The organism is Deinococcus aquatilis DSM 23025, from assembly GCF_000378445.1.
Taxonomy (GTDB): Bacteria; Deinococcota; Deinococci; order Deinococcales; family Deinococcaceae; genus Deinococcus; species Deinococcus aquatilis.
Genome location: NZ_KB899708.1, coordinates 14267 through 27852 on the forward strand (window position 1 = coordinate 14267; position 13586 = coordinate 27852).

Here is a 13586-nt window from a genome sequence, read left to right on the forward strand (position 1 = left end):
CCCCTCACCTCACCAGTCCGGTCACGTCGGTGCCCGACGCGCTGGACAGCGCTGCCAACGCCCGCCACAGGTTGTCCTGGGCCTGAATGACAGCGAAGGCGGCCTGGGCGCTCTGCACCTGCGCCTGCTGCACTTCCACGGCAGCGGCAGTTCCGGCCTTCAGACGGGCCTGCGCCTGCGTCAGACTGGTCTGGGCGTTGGCGCTGCTCTGGCGGGCTAGTTCCACCCGTTCCTGTGCGTCACCCAGGCTGCGGTAGGCGTCGCGCACCTGCGTATTGGCGGCGCGGGCGGCGTCGTCGAGGCTCCGCTGGGCATTGGCAAGAGAGGTGCGGGCGTCCTGCAGGGTGCGAACCGGGGTGTAGTCGTTGTCGGCGATGTTGACCTGCAGATTGGCAAAGCTCACGCCCTGCGCGGCCTTCACCAGAGAAGGCAAGCGTTTTTCCAGGCCCGATTGCAGGGTGGCCAGCGTCAGGGTGGGCCTGGGCGGGGCAGGTGGGGCGGTGAGGGTCAGGTCGGTGCCGGTGGGCAGGCCGAGGGTGCGGGCCAGTTGCGCCTCCAGCACGGGCTGCTGGGCGCGGGCGTCGGCCAGTTCCTGACGGTTCTGGTTCAGGCTGGTCTGGGCGCGGTTCACGTCCAGTTGGGTGGCAACGCGGGCCTGCAACCGGGCGCGGGCAATGGCCAGATTACGCTCGTCCAGCGACACCTGCGAGGCATTCAGGGTGACCCGGCCAGCGGCCTCAAATGCGCCGATGTACTGCCCCAGCACGGTCTGGGCAATGTTCAGCTTGGTGCCGTCCAGCGTCACGGTCTGCGCGGTCACGTCCTGCTGGGCCTGCGTCAGCGTGGTGATGATGGAGGTGGGGTCGGCCTGCACCGCCTTCAGATTGGCCTGGGCCTTTTGCAGGTTGGCGCGGGCAGTGGTGACATCGGGGCCACTGGCAAGGGCGCGGGTCACGGCACTTTCCAGCGTGAGGGCAACCGCCTGGGCCGATGCGGAGGAGGCCGCCAGCGAGAGGCCGAGGGTCAGCATCAGAGCGACGGAAGGGCTGATGCGGGTGGGGATGGTGCGGGTCAGGGTACGGGTCATGGGCGGCCTCCGGTGGGCAGAGCAAGGGGATTGGGCTGTGTTGGGCTGAGCAGGGTGGGATCGAGTTCGGCGCTGGCCTGTGACAGCAGCAGCGAAGCGACGTAGGCGTTAGAGGTGGCGGCGTTCAGGGAGTTCTGGGCCTGTGCAACGCTCAGTTCAGCCTGCGCGACGTCCAGTGGCGTGACCAGTCCAGCTTCCAGGCGGGCGCGGGTGGTGGTCAGGCTCGACTCAGCGCGGGCCAGCGCCGAGGTCGCTTCTTCGGCCCGGTCAAGAGCAGTCAGAAGGTCAGCGGCTTTCTGCCGTACGTCCAGATCCACGCTCTGGCGGGCCGAATCCAGTGCCAACGCTGCGGCCTGCTGGCCCACATCGGCGCTGGCGAGAGCGGTGCCTTTGCCGCTGCCGAAGACGGGCAGACTGGCATTCAGACTGAGGGCGAGGCCCGTTGGCAACGCGGTGGCAGACTCCCGAAGCGGAAAGCTGACCTGCGCGGCGGCCACACCCGATTTGACGTTCAGGCTGCCGCCCACCGTGCGCCCGGCACTGCCGGTGCTACTGGCCAGTTGGCCGTACTGCACGCCCGCGCTCAGCTCTGGAAGCGAGAGGTCAAGCTGTGCGGCGCGTTGCTGCGCTCCGGCGTCGGCCAGTTGTGCAGCGGCGCGAATAACCTCGGGGCGGGCCACCAGAGCGCGGGCCACCAAGGCGTCTATGTCGGCAGGGGCAGCGGGCAGGGGCGGTACAGCATCAAAGGCGGCAGCGGTGCCGGGCAGCGTGACACTCTGGCCCAGCAGGTTTGCCAGCGCACGCGCCGCCAGATTCACGGCAGTTCTGGCCTGTGCCGCCGAGTTCTGGGCGCTTTGCAGGGCAGCCTCGCGCTCCTGTAGGGCCAGTTCGGGAATCAGGTTGGCGGTGCGCTGGGCACGGGCCACGTCCAGTTGGCGGGCAGCCAGAGCGACCTGAGCTTCGGCCAACGCCGAGCCTGCGGTCGCTTCCCGCGCCGAGCCGTAGGCACGAACCGCCTGCACCAGCAGGGATACGCGGGCGTCACGCAATTCGGCTCCAGCACGGTTCAGGGCGCGTTCGGCAATCCGCACACCCTCGAAGGTGGCCGACCAGGGCAGCACGCTGGCCGAGACCTGCGCCGTCAGGGTGGCATTGCCCAGCCAGTCGCCGGAATCCAGCGGCACCTTGATCAGACTGGCGTCGGTGCCGACCGTCACGTTCAGGCCAGCACGGGCGCGGGCACTGTCCAGACTCAACTGGGCCGAGCGGTACTGCAAATCGGCGCTACGCCAGCCCGGAGCAGTCCGCACCAGCGTCAGTGTCTGAGCGAGAGTCAGGGGAGGAGTTACAGGAGTGGTGGCCGGAACTGGAGCGGGCGGGGCGGTCTGGGCGTGTGCGGCAGGCCATCCCACCAGCAGGGCCGCAGATAACAGCGCAGACATCGGTACAGACAAAGAAAATCGCATAGGAACAGGCAACCTCAGGGGGGCAAGGCGGGGCAGAGAGGGCGGGAAACAGAGGAGTGGAGATACAGTTAACGAGTAAAGACTCACTTACACGCAGAGTTTACGGGAAAGGTGGTCAAAAGGTTCCCATCTCACGGCCAGAGAAGAGAGGTCACGGCTCCAGCCCCGGCCACAGCACATCCATCACGCCGCGCACCAACCGGCCCGGATCCATCGGCGGGCGGTGAGGGTCGGGCATGAGGTGTTCGAGGTGCAGGTACTGGGTCATGGCGCCCATCCATAGCAGCGCCGCAATATCTGCATCTACGGGCCGAATGCGTCCCAGCGCTCCTTCTGCTCGCAAATAGGAGGCCACCGCCTGCGTATCTTTACGCATCGGGTGTTCCAGTTTCATCAGCATCGGGTTGGCCTGCCCGCGTGAAAGCATCAGCATCAGGTTGGGTAATAAACGGGCGGCGACTTCCAGGAGTTCCAGCGCGGCGCGTTCCAGATTACGCCGCACATCGCCCTGGCCGACCTGCGCGTTCAGGTGTTCGCACCAACGTGAGGCTTCCCGTAGCCCCACCACCTCCTCAAAAATGTCCTCCTTGGTGGGAAACCGCTTAAAGAGCGTGCCTTCAGAAATCCCGGCACGCCGCGCAATTTCGGCAGTGGTGGCGGAAAAACCGTGTTCCAGAAACACTTCACGGGCCGCCGCCGTGATTTGTTCGTCAGTGATGATGCGGGGGCGGGCCATAAGTGAGTGTTTACTCGCTAATAGGCACGGTCAACCGTAGGGTCAATGACAATTCCAGTAAAACCTTGAGCCACAACACACCCAATACCCCCAGTGGGGACCTAAACTGCGTGCCATGACACAACCCAGCGGCGGCAAGCAGTCTGGCGAACTCCAGCAGGGCGAGGTTGTTATCAGCGGTGTGGATACCGGCCCCGCCGATGCCGAGCGCGAGAACCGCACGCCCACCGAGGATCATGCCCGCTTTCAGCCACTGGCCCACCCGGTAGAGGAACCGGAGGACGAGGACGGCTAGAGGGGCTGTGGGGTGTGGGAGAGCAGAACGTGGATCGTAGATCGTGGTTTGGCTGTTCCCACGATCTACGATCCACTCTCCACTTGCGTTATTTTTTCTGAGCTTGCTGCGGCTCGAACTGCCTTACCCCGCCCGCCGCCTCAAACCTGGCCTGCACCACTTCCAGCGCCTCTGACGGTTTGCTGGCCGCGTTTCCGGGCAGGGTTTTGGCCCAGACTTCCAGCGCGTCGGGGTAGGAGTCGCCGTCGGCATCGGCTCCCGATTCCAGCAGGATGTACAGCACCTCGGGGAATTTGGCCTTGCCGCCCGCTTCGGCGTTGGCCTTGAAGGTGGCGCGGATGGCCTCGCCAAAGGGGTTCCACGGTGCGCCGCCCGTTTCTTTGACGTGGCAATAGCTGCACGCCATCACGCGGCGGTCCAGGGCCGCCAGGCCGCTGCCGTCGTCCAGATGAAACTGGGTGATGGCCTGCATACGGTATTTGGGCAGGGCCAGAGCAGCGGGGGCAGCCAGCACCAGCAGGGCAAGAATGCCGCCTAGAACGTGCTTCTCTGAGAACTTCAGGCCAACCACTGCGGCCCTTTAAAGTCTCCGCCCAGAATCTCGCGGGCATTCAGACCCAGCCAGTTGGTCAGTGCGCCCGCGTACACGCCCCGGAAATCCTGCTTGTATTTGATGTCGCCCAGCGAGAGGTCTTCGAGGTCGGGGCTGTCGCCGTGAATGCCGCCCTTCACGCCCTTGCCCAGCGCAAACATCACGCTGCCCTGCCCGTGGTCGGTTCCGGCAGAGTCGTTCTCGGCCACACGCCGCCCAAACTCCGAAAAGCCCATGACCACGACCCGTTCGGCCACGCCCTGCCGCTCCAGATCGGTCTGGAAGGCGGCGAGGCCCGACGCCAGTTGCGCCAGCAGGTCATCCTGCTCGCCGCGCTGCCCCGCGTGGGTATCAAAGCCGCCCAGACTGACATACAGGATGCGCTGGCCCGTGCCCGACGCGATCAGGCGGGCCGCGTCCTTGAGTTGGGCCGCAAATTTGCCCTCTGGATAGGTGGCCCCGGCCCTGTATTTGCCCACGTTGGCCTGCACCTTCTGGGTGTTGCTCAGCATCTGGCGGGTGGCCCGCACCAGATAATCGGCCTCTCCGCCGCGCTGGGCGTCCAGCATGGCCCCGAATGCGCCCTCCAGTCCAGCGGGCAGCTTGACCTGAAAATTGTCCACGGCCTCGATACTGGGCAGGCTGAACTCGGCGGCGCGGAGGGCCAGCGGCGTGCTGGAGCCGATATTGCTGGCACAGAAGGGATCACCGATTTTCTCGGCAATGCGCCCAATCCAGCCCTCGGCCTGCGCCTGCGTGGGGTCGGCGGTATGCCAGATCGCCATGCTGGCAAAGTGTGAGCGGTTTGGGTTCGGGTAGCCGATATTTTCCATCCAGGCCAGTTGGCCCGCGTCCCACAGGCCCATCAGCGGCTTGAGACTGGGGTGCATGCCCAGATCGGAGCCGAGGGTCAGCACGTCTTTTTTGGGAATGGCGATGGTGGGGCGGGCCGCGTAATACGCGCCGTTGCTGTAGGGAATCAGGGTATTCAGGCCGTCGTTGCCGCCCGTGAGCTGAATGACGACCAGGGTTTTTTGTCCGGTGGCCTGAGTGGCTGCCCGTGCCAGAAAGCCGGGCATTCCACTGGTGGCGGCGACGGCGAGGGCCGAATATTTCAGAAAATCGCGGCGGTGAAGGGGCATAGGGAACCTCTGTAAGTGGTGAGTGGTCAGTGGTGAGTGGGAAAAGATGGGGAGCGTGGGGGGTGGATCGTGGGAAGGGCGAAACCCCCCCGTTGCTTTGCAACGCCCCCCTTTGAGGGGAGGACAACTGCGCTTTTGCGCTCCCCTCAAGGGGGGCTGGCGGCGAAGCCGACTGGGGGTTGACACGCGGCGTAGAACTCCCTGCTTTTAAGCCAACTGAAATTCCGGGCTGATCAGCATCAGATACGTCTGCTGCTTGGCGCTCAGGCCCCGGAGGGCGGTAACGGTGGCGGCGCGTTCGGTACCCAGCAGGGCCAGTGGGGTGGGCGGCTTTTCCAGCTTGGGGGCATTCCCGCCGAGGCTCAGGGCGGCGGCCAGTTGCATCCGCTGAAGCAGGGTGGTGTCGTTGATCCATTCGCGGCCACCGTCCCAGCCCTTCACGGTGTCGGGTTGCAGCAGGATCTGGCCCATTTTTCCGGCGGTCTGCGCCAGATTCAGCAGTTGCTTGGGTTCCATCCTGGGGCTGCCAAAGCTCCGCACGGCGGCGGCGATAAATTCCACCGGGCCACGAATCACGGCGGCGCGGCTGGCATAGAAGGCTTCGCTGGACAGCAGTTCTTCCAGGACAGCGCGGATATTGCCGCCCGTGCGGGCAAAGGTTTCGGCGCTGCCCTTCACGGCGGCATCGGAAGGCACGTCGGACACGAAGGCGCGGTGCAGTTTGCGGGCCACAAACAGGGCGGTGGCCGGATGCCCCGCCGCCAGCGCGATCACGTCTTCACCGGTCAGGTTGCCGGTTTTGCCGAGGTACGTTTTGCGCCCCGTATCGTGCTGCTTGGGATTGAACACGAATTTGGGCACTTCCAGATACTTCTGGTTGCCGCGCCCACCAGTAAACGTCCAACCGCTCAGCGCCCGCGCTCCCTCCTTCACGTCCTCTTCGGTGTAGTGGCCGATTCCGGTGGTAAACAGTTCCAGCAACTCGCGGCTGAAGTTCTCGTTGGGTTTGCCGTTGCGGTTCTGATCGTTGTCGAGGTAGCGCAGCATGGCGGGCGTGCGGGCCACATCCAGCGCAAAGGCCGCAAAACTGGGCGTGGCCGCGTGTCGCCGCAGCAGCGCGAGGTACTCCGTGATGGAGGGCATGTTGCGTACCTTGTCGGTGCCGATCACAAAATGATTGCTCCAGAGCAGGGTCAGGCGTTCGCGCAGGGGGTGGGGGCCGTACATCAGCTCGAAGAGCCAGCCCGCGCGGATCAGTTGCAGGCCCGCGCCGGGAGTGGCTGCCTGCATGGGGTCGAAGGGATTGCCGGGAGCCGTGGCCCCATCAAAGTTGAGCAGGTCGCGGGCCACGGTGCGGGCCTCGCTGCCGACCAGAGCACGGATCTGGGCGTCGGTGGCTCCGAAGGCCGTGCGCCGCAAGAGATGCGCGGCGTCATCCAAGGTCAGGGGGCGGGAATGCGGGGCAAGGGTCATAGGGGCAACTCCTGAGGGGCAGAGAGGAGGAAAAGACGAACGGTGCTTATCTGTTAGAGTCAGCCGCCGCCGTAAAAGTTCCGAGGCCCGATTCATCGACCTGCCGCACGCCTTGCAGCGCGGATTTCAGGGCCGCGTCGGGCAGGTTGCCCACCAGCCACACGAAGCGCACGCCCCCCGCACCCGCCACCCGCACCGAGGCCACGCCCACCGCAGGGCGCACATTGCGCGGAGCCACGATCAGGGCCAGCACATTCACGCCGTCCGAGAGGGTAATTTCGGTGCCTCCCTGTGCTTCTTCTTGGGCGGCGGCGCGTGCTCTGGCCGCCACAGGCGTAAAGCCAGCGGGCAGGCGCAGCCCCGGCAGAGCGGTTTTCAGGGCAGCGCTCAGGCCTGTGCTGGGGGGCAGAGCCTGACCAGAAACGCGGCTCAGCGCTCCATTCACCTTCACGAAGGCGGCGCGGCGGGCCAGCGTGCCCCCCGGCATCCGTTCCTCAAAGGCCAGCGGCACGTTCCACACCCGGTCTATCCACAGGCTCCAGCGGGCCGCCGCGCCCTGTTTGGGGATCAGGTCGAAGCGGAGGCTGGGGCGGCCTGCCACCGCTTCCCCCTCGCTGCGCGTGACCGTAAAATTGCGGGCCAACAGCGCGGGCCGAAACGGAACGGCGGGCAGGGCGGCAGCGGTGCGGGTGGGCAGCGTGCGCGGCGGAAAAAATACGCTGACCTCCACCTGCCCACGTGCTGTCCACTGGCGGGCTTTTTTCAGGGCGACGGCGAGGTCGTCGGCGTCGCTGGCATGGGCGGTGCCGCACAGGAGCAGGGCCAAGACTGAAAAACGTCTCACCATCCCTCCCCCAGAGCGTCCTGATACGCGGCATACGCGGCGCTGGCGGGCAGGTCGCCGGGAGCAAGGCTGGGCCGCAGCACACCCACCCCGGCAATCACAGCAGCCGAGGCGAGGGCGGCAGCCAACCATTTCGCGGGTATACGGGGCCTGACCCACAGTGGGCGGGTCTGTATCTGAGCTTGAGTCCGCGCCACCCTGACCCGGTGGCCTGCCAGAAACCGCTCTGCCGCGCCTGCATCGGCCTCGTTCGGCTCTCTAGCCTGTGCGAACAGGGCGTCCAATTCGGCGTCGCCAACTTCGGATTCAAACTGACTCATGGGGTCACTCCTGTGCGGGTCAGCAGCACGCGCAAGGCCGCCCGCGCCCGGTTGATTCGGCTCTTGACGGTGCCCAGTTCCGCGCCCGTGATCTCGGCAATTTCGGCGTAGTCCAGTCCCGACAGTTCCCGCAGGGCCAACGCTTCACGCTGATCGGGCGGCAGCGTGTGCAGGGCGCGGGCCAGACGTTCACGCAGGTCGGTATTTTCGCCGGAGAGGGCCAGATCGTGCGGCGCGGCAGGCTCGGCCACCGATTCCCACGGCACCGAGGAACGCAGCTTCAGCGCCCGTGTGCAGGCGTTCAGAGCAATGCGGTGCAGCCAGGTGGTCAAGGCCGCCTCTGCCCGAAAATTCTGGAGGCCGCTGTGTACGGCAATAAACACGTCCTGCACCACATCGTCTGCCGAACCGGGGCCGACCATGCTGGCGGCAAGGCGGTGAATGCGCGGCGCGTGACGGGTCACCAGCACCTCGAACGCCCCCTCGCTGTGCGGCCCCCGTTGCTGGAACACCTGCACCAGCGCCTCGTCGGGCCAGCCGCGCAGATCGGGAGAGTGGGAAGAGTCATTCAAAGTCACCTCATAGGTTAGAGGCGGCGGGTGGGGGAAAAGTTCCAGCGGGACAGTTGGAAGGTGAACCCCCCCGTTGCGTTGCAACGCCCCCCCTTGAGGGGAGGACAACTGCTCTTGCGCTCCCCTCAAGGGGGGCTGGCTGCGAAGCAGGCTGGGGGGTTTGCACGCAGCTCAAACCTAACTTTGCGGGTGAACCCTCCCATTCCTCCCATACCCCACAACCCTTCCCCAGCTACACTCAGGTCATGACCGCCCGGACCCTCTCCCCCTCTGCCGAGGATTACGTCAAACAGTTGTATGCCCTTGGCCTCAGCGGGCAAAAGGGCGGCGGCAAAGTCAGCACGCAGGCGTTGGCCGACGCGCTGGGAGTGGCTCCGGCCAGCGTGACAGGCATGCTCCGCAAGCTCAACGAGCAGGGGCTGGTGTCTCACGCGCCGTATCAGGGCGCACGCCTGACCGCCGAGGGCGAGCGGGTGGCGCTGGAAGTGCTGCGGCATCACCGCCTGCTGGAACTGTTTTTGCACCGGGCGCTGGGCGTGCCGCTGGACGAGGTACACGAGGAAGCCGAGCGGCTGGAACATGCCCTCTCGGAGCGGCTGGAAGCCCGCATTGCCGCCTGGCTGGGCGACCCCACCCACGACCCGCACGGCGACCCGATTCCCACGCTGGCAGGCGAGGTGCCTGCGCGGGCCGAGCGGCGGCTGTCTCAGTTGGCGGTGGGCGACGGCGGTCTGGTGGCCCGCGTACCCGACGGTGACGCCGAGCAGTTGCGGGCGCTGGTGGCGGCGGGCCTGACTCCGGGCGCGGCCCTGCGGGTGCGGGTGGTAGACGCGGCGCTGGGCACCCTGACCGTAGACATTGGGGCCAGAACCAACCACGCCCTGACGCTAGCCCTCGCTGTGGCCGCGCAGGTTCATGTGCATGCTGGAAACCCTCTCGCCGGAGATGAGGCCACCGGTTGAGAATGCATCCGTTGAGAATCCTGTGCTGAGAACACTGTGTTGAGAACCCTGTGGAGGCAACAACTGGGGGCCGCACATCTGGCCCTGACCTTTCTGACCACGCTGCCGCTGCCGCATGTGCAGCAGGTCCAGGACGGCGATTTTGCGCGGGCCAGTGCCTACTATCCGCTGGCCGGGTACGCAGTGGGCGGCGCGGTGGCGCTGACGCTGTGGCTGCCGCTGCCCCTGCCGGACGGCGTGCGGGCCGCCCTGGCGGTGGGCGCGTGGCTGCTGGTCACGGGGATGCTGCACTTCGACGGCCTTGTAGACAGCGCCGACGCCCTGTTTGCCATGAAAAGCCCCCAGCGCCGCCTGGAAATCATTCAGGACGTGCACGTAGGCGCGTTTGGGTTGGCAACGGGTGCCCTGAGCCTGCTGACGCTGTGGAGCCTGCTGGCCGCCGACATTCCGGCTTATGCGGCGGTGGTGGCGGCGGTGGCGGCGCGGCTGGTCCTGCTGGCTCCCATGAACCTGTTTCCGGCGGCGCGGCCCGAATCGCTGGGCGCACGCTCCCGCGAGGGGCGCTGGGGGCTGGCACTGCTGCTGGCCGTACCCGCGCTGCTGCTGCCGGGGGCGGGCGTGGCGTTCCTCGCAGCATTCATCGCGGCGCTGCTGGTGGCCCGGTTTGCGGCGGGGCGGTTGGGCGGCGGCATCAGCGGCGATATTTACGGCCTGATCGTGGTGGTGGCCGAACTGGTGGCGCTGGGCGCTTTTGCGTGGGGGCGGGCATGAATTCCGGTTCAGAACTTCTTACCCTGCACCTGATCCGGCACGCGCCCACGCTGCCCAATGCCCAGCGGCGCTACCCCCACGCGGGCGAGGATGCCCCCCTGTCGGAGTCTGGGCGGGCGCTGGCGGCAGAGTTGCGGCGCAGTCTTCCCGCGTCGGCGCTGGCCTATGCCTCTCCGGCACAGCGGGCACGCCAGACGGCAGCGCTGGCAGGCTTTCCGCACGCCCAGCCCACGCCCGCCCTTCAGGAAGCCAGTTTTGGCGTGATGGCGGGCCACACCTGGGCCGAACTGGAAGCCCTCTCCCCAGCAACACCGGACGGCGCGGTTCCACGCGACTGGATAGACGCCCTCTCTGATCCCTCTTCCGACCTCGGGCCACCGGGCGGCGAAACGGGCCGCGCCTTCCACGCCCGCCTTCAGGTTTGGCTGGATGCCCTGCCACACGCAGAAACGGTGCTGGCCTTTACCCATGCTGGCCCGCTGCTGGCCCTGCTGCGCCTGACCGTGGGCCTCCGCGCCGCCGAAATTGCGCCGGGGGGAAGAGCCGTACTGAAGCGCAGCGGGCAGGCGTGGTGGCTGTCTCATCTCTCCAACCCAGCCTTATCCAACCCAGCTCAGGAGAATCCATGACCCTGATTTTTGTCACCGGCGGCGCACGCAGCGGCAAAAGCGGCTTTGCAGAGCGGCTGGCGCACGAGCGGGCCGGAAAGAGCGTCACGTACCTCGCCACCGCGCAGGCTTTCGACGATGAAATGAAGGAACGAATTGGCCGCCACCGCACAGACCGCCCTGCCGAGTGGGCCACCGTAGAAGAACCGCTGGACGTGCTGGCCGCCCTGCACGCCGCCCCCACGCCCGCCGTGTTGCTGGACTGCCTGAGCCTGTGGGTCAGCAACCTGCTGCTCTCGGGGCTGGATGAGGGCGCGATTCTGGCGCGGGCGCGGGAGGTGCTGCACGCCCAGACCGGGCGCGGCGGCCTGTTGATCGCCGTGACCAACGAGGTCGGCAGCGGCATCGTGCCGGACAATGCGCTGGCGCGGCAATACCGTGACATTCTGGGCCGCGTCAACCAGCAGTTTGCCGCCGCCTCCGCCGAAGCGTATCTGCTGGCAAGCGGGCTGCCGCTGCGCCTGAAATAGCGCCTGAACTAAGAGAGAGGGCACCTTTCGTCCCGGCTCTGCCCTAAGCTCTCGCCATGTCCACCCCTCCCCTGCCCGCCGAACTGGCCGCCCTGATTTCCGCCGTACAGCCCGCCGACGCCGGGGCGATGGCCGCCGCCCGCATCCGGCAAGCCCACCTGACCAAACCACTGGGGGCGCTGGGTGATCTGGAAGGCGTCAGCGTGCGGCTGGCGGGCGTGTTCGGGTCTGACCGTCCTCACCCACGCGGCGTCGCGGTACTCGTCGCGGCAGCAGATCACGGCGTGGCGGCTGGCCCGCACTCGGTCAGCGCCTACCCGCCCGCAGTCACGCCCGCGATGGTCGCCAACTTTCTGGCCGATACCCCTGCCGGACCCGGTGGAGCCGCCGTGAACGCCATCGCCCGCAGCATCGGGGCGCGGGTGTATGTGATGGATGCGGGCGTGAATGCCGACCTGCCGCCGCATCCGGCGCTGGTGCAGGCCGCCGATCTGGGGGCCGGGGGGCGGCGCGGCACCTCTGACCTCAGAACCGGGGCCGCCATGAGCCGGGATGAGGCGGCGGCCCTGATTCTGGCGGGTGCGGCACTGGCCCGCCGAGCCGTGCAGGACGGCGCAGACCTGATCGTGCCCGGAGAAATGGGCATCGGCAACACCACGCCCGCCGCCGCCCTGACCGCCCGCCTGCTGGGGCAGGACGCCGCTGCCGTGACCGGGCGAGGCACAGGAATAGACGACGCCACGCTGGAACGCAAGGTGGCCGCCGTGCGGGAGGCGCTGGCACGCGGCGGCAGCGACCCCGCCGACCCACTGGGCGTGCTGGCCGACCTCGGCGGCTTCGAGATCGCGGCAATGCTGGGCATGATGCTTCAGGCGGCGGCGCTGGGCAAGGCCGTGATTCTGGACGGCTTTGTCGAGGGCAGCGCGGCCCTGCTGGGGGTGGCACTGGCCCCCGCTCTGGCCGACTTTCTGTTTGCCGCAGGCGAATGCGCCGAGGTGGGGCACGCAGCGCAGTTGGCCCACCTGAACCTGAAACCGATGTTCCGGCTGGGCCTGCGTCTGGGCGAGGGCACCGGGGGCGTGCTGGCCGCGCCGATGCTATTGGCGGCCGCAGCCACCCTCCGCGAGATGCGAACCTTTGCAGAAGCCGGGGTTCCGGGCGGCGCAGAGTAGGAGGAAGTAGGAATGTCCGGCCCGCTATCCCGCAAAATGGCCCCATGCCCGACCACGAACTGAACTTTGCCCGCGAAATTCTGGGTTCGCGCAATTACCGCGATGTGCCCGACGATGAGGTGTTGGCGCAGGCCGAGCGGCTGCTGGGAGACTGGATGTCGGGCGAGGCGCGGATGGAACGGCCCAAACTGTACGACCATTACGCGCTGCTCCTGCTGGCCCTGATCCGCCGCACGCGCACGCTGGAAGACCGGGTGGCGGTTTTGGAATCCCAACTGAAGGCCGCCCAAACCGAATGACCCCCCACATCCCACACCCCACATCCCACATCCACGTTAAGGTGTGCGGCACCACTTCTGTCACCGACGCCGTACAAGCCGCCGAGGCCGGGGCCGATGCCCTCGGATTCATTTTCGCGCCGATCAGCAAACGGCTGGTGTCGGTGGAGGTGGCGCGGGCCGCCAGCCTGAGCGTGGGGCCTGTGGTGGCGCGGGTCGGCGTGTTCCTGAATCAAGGTCTAGACGAGGTACTCAGGACCGCTGAGCGGGCGCGAATGAGTACCGTGCAGCTTCACGGCCAGTTGTCAAGCCTTTACGTAACCGAGGTTGCCCGCTATCATCCCGTTCTGCGTGTGTTGCGCCCTGCCGATTTGCTGGCCGGAGCAGACGCGCTAGAGCAGTTGAAGTTGCCCGGCGTGACCTTGATGCTGGACGCCCCGGAGCCGGGAGGCGGCGTGCCGCTGGACTGGGAAGCGTTGCGCCCAGTTTTTCCGGCTGGAGCGTGGCTGGCGGGTGGATTGGGGCCGCAGAACGTAGCGGCAGCAGTTCGGGCGCTGAACCCGGCAGGAGTGGATGCTGTCAGCCGTCTGGAAAGCTCTGCGGGCATCAAAAACCATGATTTGGTGCGGTCTTTCGTCCAGGCCGCACGTTCTGCCCTCTCTGCGGATGGGGTCTAGTTATCCACAGGCACGCGTTTCACTGTGGATAACTTTCGGACCACGCGGACACTGCCAAAAA

The 13586-nt window shown here is 66.8% G+C and carries 17 protein-coding genes; 8 read left to right on the forward strand and 9 right to left on the reverse strand.

The features are described from left to right. Positions 1 to 4: 4 nt before the first annotated feature. The 3 genes from F561_RS0109605 to F561_RS0109615 all read right to left on the reverse strand — a co-directional run bounded on the left by F561_RS0109605 (position 5) and on the right by F561_RS0109615 (position 3289). Positions 5 to 1087: a TolC family protein gene (locus F561_RS0109605; protein WP_019009745.1), complete on the reverse strand. Its 1083-nt coding sequence runs from the start codon at positions 1085 to 1087 to the stop codon at positions 5 to 7. Then, positions 1084 to 2529 carry a TolC family protein gene (locus F561_RS0109610; protein WP_019009746.1) on the reverse strand — a complete coding sequence of 482 codons (1446 nt, stop codon included), beginning with the start codon at positions 2527 to 2529 and terminating at the stop codon, positions 1084 to 1086. Before F561_RS0109610 ends, F561_RS0109605 begins: the two co-directional genes overlap by 4 nt. A gap of 175 nt (positions 2530 to 2704) precedes the next feature. Continuing rightward, a complete protein-coding gene (locus F561_RS0109615; protein WP_019009747.1) occupies positions 2705 to 3289 on the reverse strand; it encodes a TetR/AcrR family transcriptional regulator in 585 nt (194 codons plus the stop codon). A 115-nt stretch (positions 3290 to 3404) separates the two neighbouring features. On the opposite strand from F561_RS0109615, the gene F561_RS0109620 reads away from it, so the two are divergent. Continuing rightward, positions 3405 to 3584 (forward strand): hypothetical protein, encoded by a 180-nt coding sequence (locus F561_RS0109620; RefSeq protein WP_019009748.1) that lies wholly within the window; start codon positions 3405 to 3407, stop codon positions 3582 to 3584. An 88-nt stretch (positions 3585 to 3672) separates the two neighbouring features. Here the strand turns inward: F561_RS0109620 and F561_RS0109625 are convergent, their stop codons facing one another. The 6 genes from F561_RS0109625 to F561_RS0109650 all read right to left on the reverse strand — a co-directional run bounded on the left by F561_RS0109625 (position 3673) and on the right by F561_RS0109650 (position 8533). Further along, a complete protein-coding gene (locus F561_RS0109625; RefSeq protein WP_019009749.1) occupies positions 3673 to 4155 on the reverse strand; it encodes a hypothetical protein in 483 nt (160 codons plus the stop codon). Beyond that, positions 4143 to 5318, reverse strand: a complete 1176-nt coding sequence (locus F561_RS0109630; RefSeq protein WP_019009750.1) for a DUF1501 domain-containing protein — start codon at positions 5316 to 5318, stop codon at positions 4143 to 4145. Before F561_RS0109630 ends, F561_RS0109625 begins: the two co-directional genes overlap by 13 nt. A gap of 207 nt (positions 5319 to 5525) precedes the next feature. After that, positions 5526 to 6791, reverse strand: coding sequence for a DUF1800 domain-containing protein (locus tag F561_RS0109635; protein ID WP_019009751.1), 1266 nt, complete (start codon positions 6789 to 6791; stop codon positions 5526 to 5528). A gap of 46 nt (positions 6792 to 6837) precedes the next feature. After that, positions 6838 to 7638: a hypothetical protein gene (locus F561_RS0109640; protein ID WP_019009752.1), complete on the reverse strand. Its 801-nt coding sequence runs from the start codon at positions 7636 to 7638 to the stop codon at positions 6838 to 6840. Beyond that, positions 7632 to 7955, reverse strand: coding sequence for a hypothetical protein (locus F561_RS0109645; RefSeq protein ID WP_019009753.1), 324 nt, complete (start codon positions 7953 to 7955; stop codon positions 7632 to 7634). Before F561_RS0109645 ends, F561_RS0109640 begins: the two co-directional genes overlap by 7 nt. Next, positions 7952 to 8533, reverse strand: a complete 582-nt coding sequence (locus tag F561_RS0109650; protein ID WP_019009754.1) for an RNA polymerase sigma factor — start codon at positions 8531 to 8533, stop codon at positions 7952 to 7954. Before F561_RS0109650 ends, F561_RS0109645 begins: the two co-directional genes overlap by 4 nt. 239 nt (positions 8534 to 8772) lie before the next feature. Here F561_RS0109650 and F561_RS0109655 point away from each other — a divergent pair, with 239 nt between their 5' ends. Genes F561_RS0109655 through F561_RS0109685 form a run of 7 tightly spaced genes read left to right on the forward strand, consistent with a single transcriptional unit; the run spans position 8773 to position 13525 of the window. Further along, a complete protein-coding gene (locus tag F561_RS0109655) occupies positions 8773 to 9489 on the forward strand; it encodes a metal-dependent transcriptional regulator (protein ID WP_019009755.1) in 717 nt (238 codons plus the stop codon). A 39-nt stretch (positions 9490 to 9528) separates the two neighbouring features. Next, positions 9529 to 10260, forward strand: coding sequence for an adenosylcobinamide-GDP ribazoletransferase (locus tag F561_RS0109660; protein WP_019009756.1), 732 nt, complete (start codon positions 9529 to 9531; stop codon positions 10258 to 10260). Continuing rightward, the gene (locus tag F561_RS0109665; RefSeq protein ID WP_040380373.1) at positions 10257 to 10889 is read left to right on the forward strand and encodes a histidine phosphatase family protein; all 633 of its coding nucleotides are present in this window, start codon (positions 10257 to 10259) and stop codon (positions 10887 to 10889) included. Before F561_RS0109660 ends, F561_RS0109665 begins: the two co-directional genes overlap by 4 nt. Then, positions 10886 to 11398: a bifunctional adenosylcobinamide kinase/adenosylcobinamide-phosphate guanylyltransferase gene (gene cobU / locus F561_RS0109670; RefSeq protein WP_019009758.1), complete on the forward strand. Its 513-nt coding sequence runs from the start codon at positions 10886 to 10888 to the stop codon at positions 11396 to 11398. Before F561_RS0109665 ends, cobU begins: the two co-directional genes overlap by 4 nt. 56 nt (positions 11399 to 11454) lie before the next feature. Next, entirely contained in the window at positions 11455 to 12570 is a 1116-nt protein-coding gene (gene cobT, locus F561_RS0109675) for a nicotinate-nucleotide--dimethylbenzimidazole phosphoribosyltransferase (protein WP_019009759.1), read from the forward strand. Positions 12571 to 12614: 44 nt separating this feature from the next. Next, entirely contained in the window at positions 12615 to 12869 is a 255-nt protein-coding gene (locus tag F561_RS0109680) for a hypothetical protein (protein ID WP_019009760.1), read from the forward strand. Then, the gene (locus F561_RS0109685; RefSeq protein WP_019009761.1) at positions 12866 to 13525 is read left to right on the forward strand and encodes a phosphoribosylanthranilate isomerase; all 660 of its coding nucleotides are present in this window, start codon (positions 12866 to 12868) and stop codon (positions 13523 to 13525) included. The genes F561_RS0109680 and F561_RS0109685 overlap by 4 nt, the downstream gene beginning before the upstream one ends. The last annotated feature ends 61 nt before the right edge of the window (positions 13526 to 13586 follow it).

Bases quoted from the DNA above. Each gene is read 5' to 3' on its own strand.
- F561_RS0109655 (WP_019009755.1), top strand. From the start codon at position 8,773: ATGACCGCCCGGACCCTCTCCCCCTCTGCCGAGGATTACGTCAAACAG.
- cobT (WP_019009759.1), top strand. From the start codon at position 11,455: ATGTCCACCCCTCCCCTGCCCGCCGAACTGGCCGCCCTGATTTCCGCC.
- F561_RS0109615 (WP_019009747.1), bottom strand. From the start codon at position 3,289: ATGGCCCGCCCCCGCATCATCACTGACGAACAAATCACGGCGGCGGCC.
- F561_RS0109620 (WP_019009748.1), top strand. From the start codon at position 3,405: ATGACACAACCCAGCGGCGGCAAGCAGTCTGGCGAACTCCAGCAGGGC.
- F561_RS0109640 (WP_019009752.1), bottom strand. From the start codon at position 7,638: ATGGTGAGACGTTTTTCAGTCTTGGCCCTGCTCCTGTGCGGCACCGCC.
- F561_RS0109610 (WP_019009746.1), bottom strand. From the start codon at position 2,529: ATGTCTGCGCTGTTATCTGCGGCCCTGCTGGTGGGATGGCCTGCCGCA.
- F561_RS0109685 (WP_019009761.1), top strand. From the start codon at position 12,866: ATGACCCCCCACATCCCACACCCCACATCCCACATCCACGTTAAGGTG.
- F561_RS0109680 (WP_019009760.1), top strand. From the start codon at position 12,615: ATGCCCGACCACGAACTGAACTTTGCCCGCGAAATTCTGGGTTCGCGC.
- F561_RS0109630 (WP_019009750.1), bottom strand. From the start codon at position 5,318: ATGCCCCTTCACCGCCGCGATTTTCTGAAATATTCGGCCCTCGCCGTC.
- cobU (WP_019009758.1), top strand. From the start codon at position 10,886: ATGACCCTGATTTTTGTCACCGGCGGCGCACGCAGCGGCAAAAGCGGC.
- F561_RS0109635 (WP_019009751.1), bottom strand. From the start codon at position 6,791: ATGACCCTTGCCCCGCATTCCCGCCCCCTGACCTTGGATGACGCCGCG.
- F561_RS0109665 (WP_040380373.1), top strand. From the start codon at position 10,257: ATGAATTCCGGTTCAGAACTTCTTACCCTGCACCTGATCCGGCACGCG.
- F561_RS0109605 (WP_019009745.1), bottom strand. From the start codon at position 1,087: ATGACCCGTACCCTGACCCGCACCATCCCCACCCGCATCAGCCCTTCC.
- F561_RS0109645 (WP_019009753.1), bottom strand. From the start codon at position 7,955: ATGAGTCAGTTTGAATCCGAAGTTGGCGACGCCGAATTGGACGCCCTG.